Below are 18,889 nucleotides of genomic sequence, written 5' to 3' on the forward strand. Positions count from 1 at the left end.
TAAGCCGTTACAAATAGTAACGAAAAATTATTAATAACCGGTGATTTCCACCAAATCTGTATTTTGAAGTAGTTCCAGGGCTGGAACAAGATTGACACTTAAAATTTCTTTCAGCCTGCTTTTAGAGGTGTTGCCGCAAGTCAGCCAAATTACTTTCGGGGGACTCCCATTTCTGTTCAAAAGAGAAACAAAATCATCATCTTTTGTAATAACAATAGCATTGTGGGCTCTTGCAATAGAAAAAATCTCTGCATCCTCGGCATTACGAAGATTTAGAAAATGGGCGGAGTAACATTCAATCTGAAAGTTGGTATTGATCCAGGCAGCGAGACCAGGAGGTAAATGCGCATCCAGTATGATCATTAGGCGGCTTGTAAAACCGGGTGATTGAGTTTTACAGCCGCATATAACAGGCACGCTGTAATATCCTCCCGCTCAAGATCTGGCAACTCATCTGTTATAATTTGCTCAGGAGACAATCCATTTGCCAATAATTCGATCACGTCCGTCACCCGGATACGCATATTCCGTATGCAGGGCTTACCTCCGCATTGATTGGGATTAAATGTGATGCGTTCTAAAAGTTGCGTGTTCATTAATCTGAATATAAAGGACAAAGATCAAATTTACTTCTTTTTAAAATTTCATCAAACTTGCTGTTGTTGCAACCCTGTCGAAAAGTTCCGGAACTGCCTGAATTATGAGAATTTTTAAAAATAGAAACTACATATTTCACAAAAACAGGCAGATTTTCTAAAAAATATCCAATAAATCACCCATTCTACTATTGGTACTGACCAAATTATCTCCTACTTTTGCGGTCTGAAAAAAACCTCATCGGAGATAATCAAAATTATATAATGGCAAACGCGACAAACATAGGAAAAATTACGCAGGTAATTGGTCCGGTTGTAGACGTATCATTTGAGGACAGCGGTAACATCCCGTCGATCCTGGATGCGTTAGAAGTCATCAAATCAAACGGTCAGAGAGTAGTTCTTGAATGTCAGCAGCATTTGGGCGAAGACCGTATCCGTACCATCGCGATGGACAGTACCGAAGGTATGCAGCGCGGTATGGCAGTCACTCCACTAGGAGCGCCTATCAAAATGCCGATCGGTGAAGGCATCAAAGGTCGTTTGTTCAATGTGATCGGTGAAGCGATCGACGGACTTACCCCTATTGACAATACCAATGGTATTTCTATCCACCGTTCTGCTCCTAAATTTGAAGATCTTGCAACGGCTACCGAAGTACTTTTCACAGGTATCAAGGTGATCGACTTGCTTGCGCCTTACGTAAAAGGAGGTAAAATCGGATTGTTTGGTGGTGCCGGTGTTGGTAAAACCGTATTGATCCAGGAGCTGATCAACAATATCGCAAAAGCTTATGCTGGTCTTTCAGTATTCGCGGGAGTTGGAGAACGTACCCGTGAAGGAAACGACCTGATGCGTGAAATGATCGAAGCCGGTATCATTAAATACGGCGACGAGTTCAAGCACAGCATGGAAGAAGGCGGCTGGGATATCTCCAAAGTGGATTATAATACTTTGAAAGATTCACAAGCAACTTTCGTCTTCGGACAAATGAATGAGCCTCCTGGCGCACGTGCCCGTGTGGCGCTTTCAGGTCTGACTATGGCGGAATATTTCCGTGATGGTGACGGCGAAGGACAAGGTCGCGACATTCTATTCTTTATCGACAATATCTTCCGTTTTACACAAGCAGGTTCAGAAGTATCGGCCCTTTTGGGACGTATGCCTTCTGCTGTGGGTTACCAGCCTACGCTGGCAACTGAAATGGGACAGATGCAGGAACGTATTACATCAACAAAACGTGGTTCTATCACTTCCGTACAGGCGGTATACGTACCTGCGGATGACTTGACTGACCCTGCTCCTGCGACAACATTTGCCCACTTGGATGCGACTACGGTATTGAGCCGTAAAGTTTCTGAAAAAGGAATTTACCCGGCTGTGGATCCATTGGATTCAGCTTCACGGATTTTGAATGCTGAAACATTGGGTGCTGAGCATTACGATTGCGCACAGCGTGTGAAAAATATTTTGCAACGCTACAAAGAATTGCAGGATATCATCGCGATCCTTGGTATGGAAGAACTTTCTGACGAAGACAAGCTGGTTGTATCCCGCGCACGTCGTGTAGAACGTTTCTTGTCTCAGCCTTTCTTCGTTGCAGAGCAGTTCACAGGTTTGAAAGGAACATTGGTTGATATCAATGATACCATTAAAGGCTTCAACCTGATCATGGATGGTAGTTATGACCATCTTCCTGAAATGGCATTCAACCTGGTTGGAACCATCGAAGACGCTCAGGCCAAAGGAGAGAAGATGCTTGCAGAAGCAACAAGGTAAGTTAATGAGTTAAAAAACAGTTCAGGAGTCCATGAGTTTTATTAGTATGTAAACTCTTACTCTTAGCTCATAAACTCTTTAACTCATAGACCGCAGCGGCGGACCGCTCATAAACTTTTGATTCAATGCATTTAGAAATCATTACCCCAGATAAAAAGGTATTTGCCGGCGAGGCGACTGCTGTTACATTACCGGGTACCGAAGGACAATTTCAGGTTTTGAACCGCCACGCACCATTGGTCAGCACGCTGGGCAAAGGAGATGTGGTAGTAGATACCGGAGCAGCCAAACAAAACTTCGTCATTGACGGTGGCGTTGTGGAAGTGCTCAATAACAAGGTATTGGTTTTGGCCGAGGCTGTTTTGTAGAATTAATATTTATTGCCAAAAAAGCAGATGCTGTGTAAACGGTATCTGCTTTTTTGTGTTTGGCGAGACTTGCCAAGTCTTCGAGACGGGGTCGCCCAGACTTGGTAAGTCTTGTGATTCTCAAACCTCCAAAATCAAAATCACCGCATCATTGGAAAGCGCCTCGAACTCGATTTCGTCTACGAATGAGACCGATAGACCGTCGCGCTTTTCCAATAAGCGGTTTTGAACTTCAAAAGCTCCTTCGATGATGAATGCAAAAATGCCTCGATTCAATGTGTCTTTCAAAAAGACACCTTCCTCCCTACCCTGATATTTACCAATGTAAATGTTCCCGTCGTTCCTGGCGCTGCGGTATATTGGAAGAAGTGTGTTTCTGTGGGCCAGATCAAATCGTGTGATAAACGGGTCGCCAACCGCATCCGGGTCGCACTCCATCCTGATCTGAAGATAATTGATCGCTTCTTGCTCGTATGGATTTGTCAATGTATAAGTTTGCCCCGGTTGCGCCGTGAAGATCACCGCTTCACCGGAATCAATAAAACGCAGGTTTTCTATACTGTCCGAAAATTCGAACCCTCCCACCAGCGGAAGTAATATTACCCTGCATTCCCTCACTACCACGATTTGATGACTCCGTTCAGCAAGCAACGTCTCGTCATTCACCACAAGCAATCTTCCAAAAGCCTCGCGACCTTCCGCCCGATAGTCTTCAAAATTGAATGTCCGGAAACTGCGGAAATGCTCCGTTTGAAAATGCCCTCGTACACTTTCGAGGTAGATTTGCGCTGCTGATTGAGTCATCATCATATCTTATGCAGTTACCACAATGGCATGCGTCAATTCATATCCAGCTGACACACTTCCGGTTACAGTTGCCATTTCCGTAGAAACACCGTCGCCAAAAACATTATCCCGCGCATTGGTAGTATCCGCCTGGCCGTGGCTTGCATACACACCTTGGGCGTACACCACTTTACTAATGTCTTCCGGAAATGCGATCTGGGTAACCAAAAGTGATTTCCCGCTCGAATCGTACACGTGTACGTGAATGTGCGGCGCACGGCCTGAGTACCAGCCCGGGTAAATGCTCGCAAAATTTACAACACCATTGCTATCGGTCGTTTGTCTCCCGCGCAGAAAGTGAACATTGGTATAGTTGATCGATTGCATTCCGCTCCCGCCATATTCCGAATAATTCCCGGCAGCGTCGCAATGCCAGATGTCGACTAGCGCACCAGACAAGCCTTCACAGCTATTACTCTTATTCTGGATCGTAATCTTGACGGTAAGCTTCGTCCCTGGCCTGTCCGACGTGATATCGGTTAACACATAGCTCGCCGGCGACTTGGTTGGAAACGGACCCGCTGTTTCCGAGGCCGTTGACGTACAGGACCCACTGGTGGAGCCCGTCGTAGTATCCGTAGTTTCCGGGTCTACGCTGCTATTTGAGCAGCTGATCAACGGCACAATAGTGGCGAAACCAAGTGCAGAAAACCCTCTTTTTAAAAATTCTTTACGTTCCATAAGGTGCAACAGTTCTGTGATTTTAAATACATTATCGTATTTGTGCCATCATTTGTTGCAGAGTTTATCCCATGTATCGGTCAACACCCCCATTTTCTCGGTGAATCGCATGCTACGGGGACATCCTACCGCGTTCTCCAGCGCTCTATAAAATCCAGATGACTATCACTTACCGGCAATTCTCTGTCGGTCAATAATTTCACTTTTTTGTTTTGAATAGATTTGACGAGTGAATCAGGGACAATGTAGCTTCTGTGGATGCGGCTAAACCTGTTTCCAGGCAAATTTTCCAGTATTCCCTTCAATGACATCAATGTTAAAACCGGATGTTTTGAACTCAATAAATGGATTTTAATGTAATCCTCCATTCCTTCTATAAATTCAATGTCGCTGAGCAGAATTTTAATCATTTTGTATTCCGAACGGACAATAACCGACTCTGCGGACTCATTCAGCTGTGATTTTCGAAACTGATATTGTTCCAATGCTTTGTTAACCGCCCTTTCAAAACGTTCCGTCGTAATTGGTTTCAGTAAATAATCCAATGCTTCCAGTTCAAAACCCTCGTGTGCGAATTTTTTATGCGCTGTCGTGAAAATGACCATTGGCCGCACTTCCAGCTGCGATACCAGGTCCAGGCCCGACAAGTCTGGCATATTAATGTCGATAAACAGCAGATCGACACTGTTATCCTTCAAGAAAGCGGCGCCTTCAATGGCATCATCAAAAATCCCCACAAGTTCAATGGCTGGAAATGCCGATACATATTTTTGCAAAACCTGCAATGCTAGTGGCTCATCATCAATGGCAATGCATTTCATACGGCGCTCAACTTTAAATGGACAGTGAACATTTCGTCGCTCTTTTCAATGGCCAATGTATGCTGGCCCGAGTACAAAAAGTCCAGACGTTTTTTGGTATTTGCAATGCCTACACCTTTTCGATCCAGGTCAATGTTCGTTTCAAATACCCGGTTTTGGCAAAAGAAACTAACTTCTTCACTTAAAATATCAACCCGAATAACAATCCCCGACTCATTGCGATTACTGACCCCATACTTAAATGCGTTTTCTACAAATGTCATCAGTATCAATGGTGCGATACGAACTCCCCTCGCCGACCCTGTAATTTCAAACGAAACCGAGGTTTTTGCATTCAGCCTGAGTTTCTGTAGATCAATGTAATTCCTCAGGCAGGCAATTTCGTCATCCAGCGGAACAAAATCTTCCATTGCCTCTTCGGTAATGTACCGCATCATTTGGGACAATTTCAAAATACTCTCCGCCGTATTTTCACTGTTACTCACTGCCAATGCATAAATATTATTGAGGGTATTGAACAAAAAATGCGGATTGATCTGAGCTTTGAAAAACGATAGTTCCGCCTGCGCTTTGTCCGCCTCCGACAGAATGACCCTTTTTTCCGAAAGCCGCCATTGTTCCGAAATTTTAACCGCCATTGCGACCACCCAAATTACTACAAACAAAACCAGGCTGACAAAGTCAACAGTGGTGCCATTGTTGGATGCTGGCCGCGGAGGCGGTGGTGGATTCTCTCCGAATGGACGTGGCGGTGGGCCTGGAAATCTTTCCTCGTGTCCCCGCGGCTCTTCCTGCGTATGAAATTTTTTAAAAATCAGATTTTCAAATGGTTGCAAATAATAAATAGCTAAACACCCTCCCATAAAAATTCCCGCAAACCAAACATACTTCTGCTTCAAAAACAGTTTCGGGATCAGTACCAACACATTGAAATAAAATAACAGGAAGTACAGCAGGAAAAACAGCCAGAATGAAACCGATGTGAGCAGTACGAGCTGAATGTCCGGCCGGGGCTCTCTGGACATAATAGTCAATGGCAGGGAAATGAACAGAATCCATCCCAGCAGGGGAATTATCCAGAGGTTTTTTGTCCTGATCATGACCATTTGCATTGTTTAGGCCCACATATGTAAATGATTACGAATATAGGAGTTACTAAAAGAAAAATTTTCCTATTTTCGAAAAGCACATTGTCACTCCTTTTTATGCAGCAACCCGCTACGCGAAACGAACTGTTCAAAATCCTGGGCGTAGGCTTTGGTGTCGCCGTCACAGTTGGCGGTACCATTGGAACGGGAATTCTCCGCAAACCAGGTCCCATAGCGGCGCAACTGGGTGAACCATGGCTTATTATGACACTTTGGGTAGCGGTAAGCCTGTACGCTTTTCTGGGAACATTGTGTACCATCGAGCTGGGCACTTCGGTACCCAAGGCCGGTGCCTGGTACGTTTACGCACAACGGGCATTTGGTAACTATGCGGGGTTTGTGGTGGGGATCAACAGCTGGCTTGGTACATGCTCTGCGCTCGGGTTTGGTGTTTACACGATGAGCGAGTACATCGCATTGCTTATTCCTGCATTCACCGGTTACGAACCTTACGTGGCTGCTGCAATTCTTGTGATACTCACTGGTATTCACTGGATTGGGCTCGCCCTCGCCAGTAGCTTTCAGAACATCATGAGCGTTTTGAAAGGAGTCGGTTTGTTTATTTTTGTGGCGGTATGCTACATATATGGTGACGAAGTATCAACAGCAGACGCGCAGCTAACCACCAGCCGGATCATCGAAACCGGCAGCTGGATCGCACCGGTTATTTTTTCTTTACAGGCCATATTTTACACCTATGATGGCTGGCACACAGCGGCTTACTTCTCGGAGGAAGATCGCGACCCTTCCAAAAATCTTCCAAAATCCATGATTGGAGGCGTCGTACTCATCATTGCGATTTACCTGCTTTGTAACCTGGCTATCTTGTACATATTGCCAATGAATGACTTGTCACAGTCGAAACTGGCTGCGGCCGACGCGATCACATTGATCTTTGGCGAAGGCTCAGGCAAGATCGTGACATTGTTTCTGATGATTTCAATTTTAGGTATTGTGAATGCGCAGTTGCTTTTCAATCCACGGGTGTTGTATTCCATGAGCCGTGACGGGCTGTTTCTGAAAGCAGGCACTACCGTTAATAAGGGTGGTACTCCGGCGGTAGCCATGCTCATTACCTCCGGAGTGGCCGTTACATTGATCCTCATCGGAAAAGATGCGACCGAAAAGCTCTCCGATATTGCCACATTCTTTTTCGTTTTGGGCTATGCCTCCGGTTTTGCTTCATTACTAGCGCTGCGCCGGAACGAACCCCTCCTGCCCCGTCCCTGGAAAGTTCCGGCATACCCGGTTTTGCCAATCGTTATGCTGCTCTTATCCATTGCATTTCTGGTGAGCGCAATTGTTCAGGATTTGCCGAGCAGCCAATATGCATTGCTTTTTCTGATCATTAGTTATCCCGCGTATTTGCTGATGAGTCGTTTAAACAAGTAAAAAAATATCTGCAATGGCTTTAAAATAAACTGCATATATAATTAACTTAAATTATACATCTATGCCATGGAATAAGCTCACTTTGAAATCCTTATGCATCCCCGTCATTTTGCTTTGCATTGCCGGTTTTAAATGGACAGAGGAAGACTTCACCCAATTTATTTCAAACAAATTACAACTTTACAGGCATGTACTACCTAATGAAAAAGCCTATCTCCATCTCGACAAGCCATATTATGTGAAGGGAGACACCATCTGGTTTAAAGGATACCTGGCAGAAGGCTCGCTGCATCTGGCCGACAGCGCCAGCAATCTGATGTACGTCGATCTCATTGAGCAACGTACCGGGCGGAATGTTGCTTTACGGCGTGTCAGGATGGATGGCGGCACCGGCCACGGCGACATTGTCCTTGCTGATTCCATTCCTGCTGGTTCCTACACCATCAGAGGTTATACCAACTGGATGCGCAATTTTTCGGAAGATTTCTTTTTTCAGAAAGACATCTACATTTTTGACCACGAAGAAAACAAGGCAGTTACCGTTCCCGAAGGTATTGATGTTCAGTTCTTCCCAGAAGGCGGCCAGCTCGTCGCCGGTATCAACACCCGGGTCGCATTCAAAGCTCTGAACCCGGCCGGTATGGGGCATGATGTGGGCGGTTTTGTCCTCAATCAGGATAAGGATACTGTTGCTTCTTTCAAAAGTGAGCACCTGGGAATGGGCAGGTTTCAGTTTGAACCTAAAACCGGACAGAGTTATTCCGCTTTTATCAAAGAAAAGGATGGTAAGGTCACTCCTGTTAAATTTCCGGCTTTGCAGGACGCGGGTTTCACGATGATCGTCGATAATCTTTCCAACAAATCCAAAATGCGGGTGATCGCTTACGCTCGTATTCCCGGTAAAACGGAAATTCCGGTACATATTGTGGGCCAGTCCAGAGGGATTGTGGCATTTGTAGCAAAAGGTAAGATTTCCACGAGAGGACTCATGATGAACCTCCCGACCACCGATCTCCCCGACGGGATCACCCATCTTACACTTTTCGACAGTGAGAATAAACCCGTTTGCGAAAGGTTGGTTTTCATTGACCATTCACACAAGCTGCGCGTCAAAGTGAGTGCCTCTAAAACCGCATTCAAGCCCCGCGAGAAATCCGAAGTGGAAGTTACCGTGACCGACTCGTCCGGCAGGCCTGTGGAAGCCAGCCTTTCCATGTCGGTGACGGATGCCGGCCAGATCGTGCAGCAGACTTATGACCAGAACATTGTTTCATATTTGTTATTATCTTCTGATTTAAAAGGCTTTGTAGAAAAACCAGCCTATTATTTCGATGAAAGCAAATCGGAACGAAAAATTCATCTGGACTATCTTATGATGACACAGGGATGGTCCCGTTTTCGCTGGCAGGACGTTATGCAAGACTCTATTCCGGCTCCCAAACGCTACATTGAACAGGGCGTCACGCTGGCGGGGGAAGTGAAGCGCAATAACCGGAAGGTTACTGAGAAAGTTATGCTTTCGGTGTACCTGAGCAACGACAGCCTCAGCACATTCATGACTTCCGAAACCAATGATGCTGGGCAGTTTGCCATTTACAATCTGGTATTCCCCGACTCACTAAAAATACGGCTGCAAGGCATGAACAAGAAGGGTAATCAAAATTTATCATTTATAATACCTCCATTTGATGCGCCCAAAGCCACATTGGTGAGGGTACCGTACAATCCCGTCACCGTTGATTCACAAAAACTGGCCGATTATCTGAAAAGAGCTGAACAAGACCAGGAAATAGCGCGTAAGATCAGGGAAAGCCGCGAGCGGTTGTTGCAGGAAGTAACCATTAAAGCGAAAAAAGAGGTACCAAGGGATTCCCGGAAACTCTATAATTCGGCAGACGCTTCTTTAAAAATAACGCCGCAAATGGCATCAGGAAATATGAGTGTCCTGGATATGCTGGCAGGCCGGGTAGCCGGCGTTCAGGTCAGCGGATCAGGTATGAATGCGTCCGTTTACATTCGCGGTAACCGGGGCGAGCCGCTCTTCGTATTGGACGGCATGCCCGTGGATAAGGCTATGATCACGTCGTTGAATGTGTTTGATGTAGAATCCATCGACGTTCTAAAAGGCGCTTCTGCGGCTATTTATGGCAGTCGGGGTGGCAATGGGGTCATTTCAGTTTTGACGAAAAGAGGTAATGAAAACTACGACTATTCTCAGGAAATCGTGCCCGGTGTGCTGGTTTCGAAGATTGCCGGTTTTAATGTGCCCCGGGACTTTTATGCACCGGCATACGTAGCCGACGGATCACAAGGCACAATTCCCGATTACAGGTCAACTATTTTCTGGGCTCCGATGTTAAAAACAGATAAAAACGGAAAAGCAAAAATTCAATATTTCAATTCTGACGCAACCACCACTGTGGACATTCAGGTAGAAGTTTTTAGTCCTTCCGGTGTTCCGGGTTATGGCAAATCAAGCTATTCTGTAAATTGATGATTGTTAATGATTTTCAAATAAGAATACTGCATTTTCCACGTTAGTATTCTTATTTGCATAGCCAATTGGACAAATCATCCAGACAAAATTTGGTAACTTTGTTGTTTACACTGAAATGGCCGGTTATGTCCCGCGATCTCATGGCATAAGATTAAAATATGAGGACCGAATATTTAAAACTGACCCTTCTTATTTGTCTGCTGGCTGGCGCGGTAACGGCCCCGACAGCAAATGCGCAGCGTCGTAACAAAGACCGTGAGAAAGAGTCAGTTAAGTCTGAAAATGCCGGTTTTCAGCTGGGCGAAGAGTCGCTGGCTGCGGAAGGGATGAAATTTATGATGAAGGACGAGCCCGAACGTGCGATCCCCGTCTTTGAAAAACTGGTTCAGCTTAATGCGCAGGAAGGTGCAAGCCACTTTATGCTCGCTTCTGCACTCATCAAAATGGAGCGGTACGACGATGCCATTGCCTCTTCCAAAAAAGCCTACGACCTCAATAAAGAGAACATATTCTACGCGCAGCAGCTTGCAGAGCTTTATGCGAAACGCAGAAAATATTCAGAAGCTGCGCAGATCTACGAATCGCTTCTTGCCAAAAGTCCCGAAAATATCCAGTACGGAATCGAGCTGGCAGCCGTGTATGTGTTTAATGATCAGTTCGATAAGGCCATTGATACCTACAACATTCTTGAAAAATCCCTTGGTGTAACCGAAGAAATCACGCATCAGAAGCAACAGCTTTATTTAAGACAGAATAACCTTGACAAGGCGCTTAATGAGGGTAAAAAGCTGATCGCTGCTGAACCTGGCGAGGTAAGTTATCGCGTAGAACTGGCGGAAATGCTGATCGCAAACGACCGGATCGTGGAAGCGGTTGTCCCATTGGAAGAAGCCCTGAAAATTAACCCCGACGAAGCACAGGCGCACGTATTGCTGGCCGACATTTACCGCCGCAATGGTGACGTTCAGAAATGCAATCAGGAATTAAGGCTTGTATTTGCTAATCCCAATCTTGACGCTGATCCCAAAATAAGGGTACTTACCGGCTATCTGACGATGCTCAAAACGGAAGCGGAATTCAGTGAAGCGATTAGTCTGGCGAAGCAACTATCTGAAACACATCCCAATGAGTCGCGTACCAATGTCATTTACGCTGATTTACTGATGCGTCTGGACAAAAAGGCGGAAGCCAGGGATATGTATTCCAAAGCTGCCCGGATCGACGGTTCTGTATTCCAGGTGTGGGGCGCCATTTTGCAGCTGGACGGCGACCTTAATCAGGTGGATAGCATGCTGGTACATTCCGAAAAAGCGCTGGAAGTATTCCCTAATCAGGGCATGTTCTGGTATTCGAATGGGACAGCGCATTTGATGAAAAAGAATTACAAAGAAGCCATTTCCTCTCTGGAAGAAAGCCTGAAATTGATCAGTGACAAGCCTGACCTGGTACCTTATATCAATGCGCAGCTTGGGGACGCTTACAATGGTTTGGGCGAGCATCAAAAATCAGATGCGGCCTATGAGCTGGCATTAAAAGGAAATCCGGACAATGATCATGTGCTCAATAATTACAGTTACTTCCTTTCACTACGTAAAGAAAAGCTCGATCTGGCGCTGAAAATGTCGGAAAAACTGGTTTTGCAGCATCAGAACAACCCTACTTACCTCGATACCTACGCCTGGGTATTATACATCCGCAAAGACTACAAAAAAGCCAAGGAGTTTCTCGAAAAAGCGATGATGGACAGCAGCGGTGTCAGTGGCACGATTGTTGAGCATTATGGTGATGTCCTGTTCAAACTAGGTGAACGCGACAATGCAGTGGCACAATGGAAAAAAGCCAAAAGAATGGGCGAAACCACTGAACTTCTTGATAAAAAAATAGCAACAGGCGCACTACATGAGCAATAGCATTACGATCGGGTTGGTAGCCATGAGTTTATTATGGTTTTCGGCTTGTCATAAACAACGTACCTCCAAGAGTATCAACAAAAATCCCGCGGCAGACACAACACTGATCAATACGATCCCTCCTGCCGCTGACACGGTGAAAGCAACTGAACCTGAACCAATTGGCTCCATTGAGATCAAAGAAATTGATTTTGATTATCTCGTGGCCAAATCCAAGGTTTCATTCAAAAGCAAAACGCAGGACTTCGATAATACCAACGTCAACATCCGCATGAAAAAGGACAGCATTATCTGGCTATCGGTCACGGGTGTAGGATTTGAGGTGGCGCGTGGCATTATCACGCCGGATTCTATCGTTTTTATGGACAAAATTCACAAAGATTATTTTGTGTTTTCATACCAGCAACTGAGCAAACAGTACAATTTTGACCTTAATTTCCCGCTTTTGCAGTCCGTTATCATTGGGAACCTTCCTTTTCCCAAAGGGGATGGCGGACGGTTTGTGAAGGAAAATGATTCTTATGTGCTCAAACAGGTGAAAGACAGTCTCCAAATAGACAATTATCTTTCCGAAGAAAACTTTAAACTGTCACGAATAAAAGCCACGGAGATCCCCACGCAAAATACTTTTACCCTTGACTACCAGGATTATAAGGTAGTCAAAACTTTCCTTTTTCCATTTACCAGTCTGATCAATCTAAACGTCAGGTCGCAAAAAGATCAACAGATCAACGAAACCAATATGCGGATCAAACATAACAAAGTGGACTTTATAAATGAAAATCCTGGTTTTCCCTTTAATATACCTTCGTCGTATAAACGAAAAAGGTAAAATACAGAATGTCATGACGATCATGGGGCAAAAACCCCAAGTCTGCTTAACTTTGCCTGCCTTTTAAGGAATCTGGTCGCAAGAATTAACAGTATGCCCCTTCATAACCCTTATTTACGCCGTTTATTTCTACTATTGACGTTCATTTTTTGCGCGGGGATAAGCGCCTACGCACAGAAAACCCGTGAGCAGCTTGAACGCGAAAAGACCGAAAACCAGAACAAGATCAGGGAAATTCAAAGCATCCTGAAACAAACGTCTTCTCAAAAAAATGTCAATTTAGGTCAATTAAAAGCCCTGAATCAGCAAATCAATACCTATAAAAGGCAGATTGACCTTCTTTCTGACGATCTTGAACTGCTTGACAAAGAATTAAAAGTCCTCGAAAAAAAGCGTCAGGAGCTGGATAGCCGCCTTAACAAGCTGAAAGAGGAGTATGGGCATATGATTTATGAGGCTTCCAAAAGAAATGTTTATTTCAATCAATTGGTTTTTCTTTTTTCCTCCGGTACATTCAATCAGTTTGTATTGAGGTATAAATATTTGAAACAATATACCGAGGCGAGACAAGGACAGGTTAAAGAAATTGAAATTTTGCAGGCACAAGTGCGAGCTGAGCGTCAGCGCATTACAAGCAAAAAGAATCAGCAAAAAACAGTTCTGGATACCCGGGTAACCGAAAACACCAAGCTGGAAGGGCTCAAAGTGAAGCAGAATGAAGTGATTCAGGAGCTCTCCCAAAAAGAGGTAGAATTAAGAAAACAAATTGCGGAAAACAAAAGGGCAACCGATTTACTGGAAGCCAATATCCGCAGGATCGCTGAGCGGGAGAGACGTGAACGTTTGGAGCGGGAACGCAAAGAACGCGAGGAGCGGGAAGCGCGCAGAAAAGCAGAACGGGAGAGAATAGCCCGCGAAAACGCTGAAAGAGAGAAAAAGGGTGAGGCGGCAGTGGTAGAAGAACCCAAAGAAGAAGAAGAGCCGGTCGTTTCGAGTGGTATGAGTGAGGAAGAAACAACGCTCGCTTCGTCATTTACAGCTTCCCAATCGCGACTACCATGGCCTGTAAAAGGCTTTGTTTCGGGACACTTCGGCCAACGCCCACATGCTGTTTTGAAAGGCGTAATGGTTGATAACCTGGGTGTTGACATTCAAACTACCGCGGGTGAGCCGGTGCGGTCGGTATACGACGGTGTCGTGCTGGATGTGACGGAAATGCCGGGAATGGGCAATGTAGTGGCCATTCAACATGGTAATTATATGACGATCTATGCCAAAATGAATGGAGTTACTGTTCGGGCCGGCCAGAAAGTGAAAGCAAGGGAAAACATCGGCCGGGTAGCTACCGACAGCGACGGAACATCTGAACTGCAATTCCAGATCTGGAAAAACACATCCCGCCTCAACCCTGAAAACTGGTTGATACACAGGTAGTCAGGTGTTTTAGTATCCGGACATGAATAGTCATGGAAGTCATTTATGGTCATAGAGCGCATGGAACTAGAAATGACAATATATGGCTACAAGTGACGACCAATGACCTATTAAATTTTAATCCGAAACAGAGAAATGTCAATCCATACCCCTGATATTAAACGCGTTACGACCCACATCATTCAGGAAATGAAAACGCGGGGCGAAAAAATATCCTGCCTTACTGCCTACGATTATTCTATGGCCGGCATTGTAGATGCCGCAGGAATAGAGCTTATCCTGGTAGGGGACTCCGCTTCGAATGTAATGGCGGGACACGAAACGACGCTTCCTATTACGATCGATCAGATGATTTACCATGCTACGTCGGTGGTACGGGCTGTAAAAAGGGCGTTAGTAGTAGTCGACCTACCTTTTGGATCCTATCAGGGCAATTCGCGGGAAGCATTGAACTCCGCCATTCGGATAATGAAAGAATCGGGTGCGCATGCGGTGAAGCTGGAAGGGGGACTGGAAATCAAGGATTCCATTACCCGCATATTAAGCGCCGGAGTGCCTGTAATGGGTCATTTGGGCCTTACGCCGCAATCCATTTACAAGTTCGGGACTTACACTGTCCGAGCTAAACAGGAAGAAGAAGCACAAAAGCTGCTGGAAGACGCGAAAATGCTGGAAGAAGTAGGCTGTTTTTCAATGGTTTTGGAAAAAATACCTTCCACACTGACCAAACAAGTTTCTGAAAGTGTGTCCATTCCAACCGTGGGTATAGGTGCCGGACCACATGCCGACGGCCAGATATTGGTACTACACGACTTACTGGGCATCAATAAGGCATTCAAACCACGATTCTTGCGTCGCTATGCGGATTTGAATGGTGTAATGACCGACGCAATTTCCAATTATATCAAAGATGTAAAAGGCAAATCGTTTCCGAATGACAAGGAATCATATTGACCTTTTAAAAAGTAAAGAACTATTAATATGGCTAAAAGACCATTTCAAGTTATATACGAGGATAATCACCTGATCATCGTCAATAAAGAGCCGGGTATTCTGGTTCAGGGGGATGCTACGGGGGATAAATGCCTCTTGGATATGGTCAAAGACTATATCAAGGAAGTCTATGACAAACCAGGAGCTGTTTTTTTGGGAACAGTCCATCGACTGGACCGTCCTGTGAGCGGGCTGGTCGTATTTGCCCGTACCTCTAAGGCTTTGGAACGTATGAATGAGATTTTTCGTAAGCGCGACGTGCAGAAGACGTACTGGGCAGTGGTAAAACACCGTCCAGCAGAGAAAAAAGGGAAACTCGTACATTGGCTTTCCAAAGACGAGAAGCGCAATGTTACCACCGCTTACGACTATGAAGCACCCGGCACACAACGTGCTGAGTTATCTTATCGTTGGATGGGAGAGATCAACAAGTTCCATTTGCTCGAAGTAATGCCTGTAACTGGCAGGCCACATCAAATCCGCGTGCAGCTGGCATCGATGAACTGCCCGATCCGAGGTGACGTGAAATATGGCTACCCGGTTGGAAACCGGGATAATAACATCAATCTGCATGCACGCAGGCTGTATTTCGAGCATCCCGTTAAAAAAGAGCCGATTATATGCAAAGCTGGTCTCCCAAATGATCCCTTCTGGGAAGAATTTTTATCTTTGGATACAGAAGTCATCAAACCTGAAAATCTGGACAACTTCTATGAATAAATAGCATGATCGAAAAACTAAAACAGCGCTGGAACGTCAGGAATGGGTGGGATGTCCTCATCATTCTCGTCGTCTTCGCCTGTACCGGTTTTTCTGTCTTGTACGTAAAACGCTGGCTTTTCGAGCTGGTCGGTTTGACCGATGAGTCGCCTTCCTGGCTTCGTTGGGCGGTTAATATTCTGATTATTTTACCATTGTACCAGGTGATTTTGTTAGCCTGGGGCTGGATCTGGGGCAAGTTTACTTTCTTCTGGGAATTTGAAAAACGAATGTTCAGCAGAATAGGAGGGTTGTTTCGCAAGAAAAGCGCGGAAATGTGATTGTTACATCCCTGACGGGATTTTATTTTTCAACCCAATCATGTTGCTACCGAGGTTTCGTCGCTATGCGACTTGGCCTACTGTCCCTATGACCCGTTCATCCTTTCAGCACAACTTTAAAATGCCGTCAGGCATGTAATCTTGGTAGACATGCAATATTGGTAGAAAAATAACATTGCATAACCCATTTAAATGCGGTAGGCATGTAACAATCTACACAACGTCACTGGCTGTCGATGATTTTGCGGTATACAATTCTCGCTTTTTCATACGCATCTTCCGCTGCTTTCTTCTCCTCTACCCGAATGTTCGGCTCCTTCATTTTCCAGCATTGATTCAATGTAGCAAGGCACCATTCCGCGCTCTTTTTCTCTACAATTGGTTTACCGTCCACTGTTACAAAAATCGGATTGGAATGTGAACTCGGGAAAACCCGAAGCGCTACCCAGCATGATTTATTGATCTTGTAATTAAATTTTACCTCCGTCATTTCGCCATTCGCCATTACTTCCGTAGTATCCACAGCCTCCCCGTTCACGATCAATTCTACTCTTACCTTCCTGGATTTAGCGATTCTCGCTCTTTCAATCTCCCAATAAGGGGTTATAAGGATGGAGCTATTAGCGATTTTCGCCCCGATACTGTCCTGCGTTACCGGCAAATATGCCGCCACCTTCGCCGTAACAAAGACTGATTGCGTATTTTTTAACGAAACCTCACTATTACCTACACCCGCCTCGCTTCCGTTTACTGCAAAATCCATGATATGCGATTTTCCGTCCGAAACATAGCTCCGACCACTTTGGATAGCCGCCACGTAATTGTCGTAATTCAGCGGCTCATTCGTTTTAAAATAACTTCTTGCTTGTCCTACGCGCGCGTCCGTAATGCATGGGAAATCCGTTTCTCCACTGAGCCTGGGCTTAAATCCGCAGTTCAGCGTGTGATAGTACATATTAAGCTCCCAGGGCGCTGGCGTGTCACCGGCACTGAAAAAGTCAACCAGATTTTGCGTCACGGTAACAATGTATTCGTTCGCACCGATCCCATCCATTTTCGGTACTATATCATTGAATATCTTACCGGTTCGCTGCATTGGCTCCAATCCCCAGCCTGAATGCGCGTAACCCACAATTCCGCCCTGCGATTTGGCCCAGGAAAGCACGGGAGCTGTCCAGCTGGGCCATTGCTCAATGGTAGTAGTGCCTGGATAGTCGTCCTCTTTTATCCTCAAAAGCACGATATGGCCAGAATGTGACGATGGAAAACCCGAAACCTCAACATCATTGCGCATGATATTTTTCTTATTGGACAACGGATGATCCTTGGCTGTAAAGAATGTTTTCTGATGGTACCAGCTTGGCCCCCAGGCCAGATTCGCAGCCATATTCAGGTCTTCACCCATGGTTTGCCGAAACATATCTTTCGGATCCACCCCCTCGGTAGGGCTGTCGTAATGGCTGCAACCGGCTGCGTGAATGTGATGATCAGCACTATACCAACCCAATTTGGACATCTGTATCCATCTTTTTAACTCAAATGACACATTTATGGAGTCAACGTTGGTTGGTACCGTTATTTCCTTCGTCTGACTAATGTACTCCGGACCACGGGTAAAAGTTACCTTATATTTGCCGGCTGGCAACTGAACATGCTCGCCGTCTTTGCGGTAAATCTGCGGTTGAAAAAAGAAATCGGGGTATTCGTCGTAGGCTGCAACACGGCGGGAAGGAAGCGGATAAATGCCTTTGAACTTCCCGGAGGCATGTTCTTGCGAGTCAGTGATCAGAAATGATGCCATAGTAGGGGTTCCGTCATGATCTTTTACTTGAAATTTGACTTTCACCGCTGGTTTTACATCAAAAAGAATGTGTGTCGCATTTCTGAAACCAATGTCCTGCGAACCCTGGCCTACGTGATAGCCAATCTCTGCTTCCCGCTTGCCAGCCTCTTTGGAATAGATCTGAACCACAGCGTATTCCAGTTTCAAACCAGACAAATTAGGCTGCAAAGGTCTGTTTGCGTAAATCTGTACTTCCAGAAACCGGTTAGCAACCTGGCCAGCAGTCAGCTCGTGTTCTTTTTTTACTTTCGATTCAAATGACGGAGAATGGTATGGTTTCGCTCCATTGGGGCTCTCGGCTTCCAGCTTAGCAGTAATGCCTGCTTCGTTATGGATCTTGACCAGGAAACTCGTCCAGCCGCCCTGAGTCAAAACAGCTCTGGCAGCGCCACGATCCACTTTTACGCGTCCCTCAGGGTTAATAGTGACAATATTGAGGCAATAAGGATCCAGAATTTTCTGAATGCCGGTTACTGTCTCACTGGTTAAAGGATTGTTACTTAATGCTTTCAGTCGCTGCGCGTCGGCTGTGGAAAGAGAATTTCCCGAAAACGAGAGTGCTTCCTGCAAACGCATTGCCTGTGCCAGGAGCGGCTGCGCCTCAACGCCTGTTGTTACGGAAGGTGTCGGGTGATGATCGTGTTGCTGGGCCAGCAGGAGTAGGGGAGTAAATACAATGGCGAGAATGCGTGTACATGTTTTTCTCATA

Annotated in this window: 17 protein-coding genes; 10 read left to right on the top strand and 7 right to left on the bottom strand. The window is 45.6% G+C overall.

What is annotated here, in order from left to right; all coding sequences use genetic code 11:
* Nucleotides 1-30 precede the first annotated feature (30 nt).
* The gene (locus tag ON006_RS24860) at nt 31-363 is read right to left on the bottom strand and encodes a DUF5615 family PIN-like protein (protein WP_244822725.1); all 333 of its coding nucleotides are present in this window, start codon (nt 361-363) and stop codon (nt 31-33) included.
* Nucleotides 363-596 carry a DUF433 domain-containing protein gene (locus ON006_RS24865; RefSeq protein ID WP_244822726.1) on the bottom strand — a complete coding sequence of 78 codons (234 nt, stop codon included), beginning with the start codon at nt 594-596 and terminating at the stop codon, nt 363-365. Before ON006_RS24865 ends, ON006_RS24860 begins: the two co-directional genes overlap by 1 nt.
* A 264-nt stretch (nt 597-860) precedes the next feature.
* Here ON006_RS24865 and atpD point away from each other — a divergent pair, with 264 nt between their 5' ends.
* Both atpD and atpC read left to right on the top strand, forming a co-directional pair.
* Nucleotides 861-2,375: a F0F1 ATP synthase subunit beta gene (atpD, locus tag ON006_RS24870; RefSeq protein ID WP_244822727.1), complete on the top strand. Its 1,515-nt coding sequence runs from the start codon at nt 861-863 to the stop codon at nt 2,373-2,375.
* 125 nt (nt 2,376-2,500) lie between these two features.
* The gene (atpC, locus tag ON006_RS24875) at nt 2,501-2,743 is read left to right on the top strand and encodes an ATP synthase F1 subunit epsilon (RefSeq protein ID WP_090387034.1); all 243 of its coding nucleotides are present in this window, start codon (nt 2,501-2,503) and stop codon (nt 2,741-2,743) included.
* Nucleotides 2,744-2,863: 120 nt separating this feature from the next.
* On the opposite strand, the gene ON006_RS24880 is transcribed toward atpC, so the two are convergent.
* The 4 genes from ON006_RS24880 to ON006_RS24895 form a co-directional block, all read right to left on the bottom strand.
* Nucleotides 2,864-3,553: a pirin family protein gene (locus tag ON006_RS24880; RefSeq protein WP_244822728.1), complete on the bottom strand. Its 690-nt coding sequence runs from the start codon at nt 3,551-3,553 to the stop codon at nt 2,864-2,866.
* 3 nt (nt 3,554-3,556) lie between these two features.
* Entirely contained in the window at nt 3,557-4,270 is a 714-nt protein-coding gene (locus ON006_RS24885) for an intradiol ring-cleavage dioxygenase (RefSeq protein WP_244822729.1), read from the bottom strand.
* Between the two features lie 125 nt (nt 4,271-4,395).
* Nucleotides 4,396-5,091, bottom strand: a complete 696-nt coding sequence (locus tag ON006_RS24890; protein WP_244822730.1) for a LytR/AlgR family response regulator transcription factor — start codon at nt 5,089-5,091, stop codon at nt 4,396-4,398.
* Nucleotides 5,088-6,191, bottom strand: coding sequence for a sensor histidine kinase (locus ON006_RS24895; protein WP_244822731.1), 1,104 nt, complete (start codon nt 6,189-6,191; stop codon nt 5,088-5,090). The genes ON006_RS24890 and ON006_RS24895 overlap by 4 nt, the downstream gene beginning before the upstream one ends.
* Nucleotides 6,192-6,296: 105 nt before the next feature.
* On the opposite strand from ON006_RS24895, the gene ON006_RS24900 reads away from it, so the two are divergent.
* The 8 genes from ON006_RS24900 to ON006_RS24935 all read left to right on the top strand — a co-directional run bounded on the left by ON006_RS24900 (nt 6,297) and on the right by ON006_RS24935 (nt 16,337).
* Nucleotides 6,297-7,631, top strand: a complete 1,335-nt coding sequence (locus tag ON006_RS24900) for an APC family permease (protein WP_244822755.1) — start codon at nt 6,297-6,299, stop codon at nt 7,629-7,631.
* Between the two features lie 61 nt (nt 7,632-7,692).
* The gene (locus ON006_RS24905) at nt 7,693-10,125 is read left to right on the top strand and encodes a TonB-dependent receptor plug domain-containing protein (RefSeq protein WP_244822732.1); all 2,433 of its coding nucleotides are present in this window, start codon (nt 7,693-7,695) and stop codon (nt 10,123-10,125) included.
* Nucleotides 10,126-10,286: 161 nt separating this feature from the next.
* On the top strand, nt 10,287-12,038 hold the full coding sequence (locus ON006_RS24910) for a tetratricopeptide repeat protein (RefSeq protein ID WP_244822733.1): 1,752 nt from the start codon (nt 10,287-10,289) through the stop codon (nt 12,036-12,038).
* Nucleotides 12,028-12,870: a lipoprotein insertase outer membrane protein LolB1 gene (gene lolB1, locus ON006_RS24915; protein ID WP_244822734.1), complete on the top strand. Its 843-nt coding sequence runs from the start codon at nt 12,028-12,030 to the stop codon at nt 12,868-12,870. The genes ON006_RS24910 and lolB1 overlap by 11 nt, the downstream gene beginning before the upstream one ends.
* A gap of 135 nt (nt 12,871-13,005) precedes the next feature.
* Nucleotides 13,006-14,304 (top strand): murein hydrolase activator EnvC family protein, encoded by a 1,299-nt coding sequence (locus ON006_RS24920; protein WP_267609913.1) that lies wholly within the window; start codon nt 13,006-13,008, stop codon nt 14,302-14,304.
* A gap of 135 nt (nt 14,305-14,439) precedes the next feature.
* A complete protein-coding gene (panB, locus tag ON006_RS24925; RefSeq protein ID WP_244822736.1) occupies nt 14,440-15,258 on the top strand; it encodes a 3-methyl-2-oxobutanoate hydroxymethyltransferase in 819 nt (272 codons plus the stop codon).
* 27 nt (nt 15,259-15,285) lie between these two features.
* Entirely contained in the window at nt 15,286-16,017 is a 732-nt protein-coding gene (locus ON006_RS24930; protein ID WP_244822737.1) for an RluA family pseudouridine synthase, read from the top strand.
* 5 nt (nt 16,018-16,022) lie between these two features.
* Nucleotides 16,023-16,337 (top strand): DUF6787 family protein, encoded by a 315-nt coding sequence (locus ON006_RS24935; RefSeq protein WP_244822738.1) that lies wholly within the window; start codon nt 16,023-16,025, stop codon nt 16,335-16,337.
* A 223-nt stretch (nt 16,338-16,560) separates the two neighbouring features.
* On the opposite strand, the gene ON006_RS24940 is transcribed toward ON006_RS24935, so the two are convergent.
* Nucleotides 16,561-18,888: a CehA/McbA family metallohydrolase gene (locus ON006_RS24940; protein ID WP_244822739.1), complete on the bottom strand. Its 2,328-nt coding sequence runs from the start codon at nt 18,886-18,888 to the stop codon at nt 16,561-16,563.
* Nucleotide 18,889: the final 1 nt, after the last annotated feature.

The sequence above is a fragment of the Dyadobacter pollutisoli genome, assembly GCF_026625565.1.
GTDB classification, from domain to species: domain Bacteria; phylum Bacteroidota; class Bacteroidia; order Cytophagales; family Spirosomataceae; genus Dyadobacter; species Dyadobacter pollutisoli.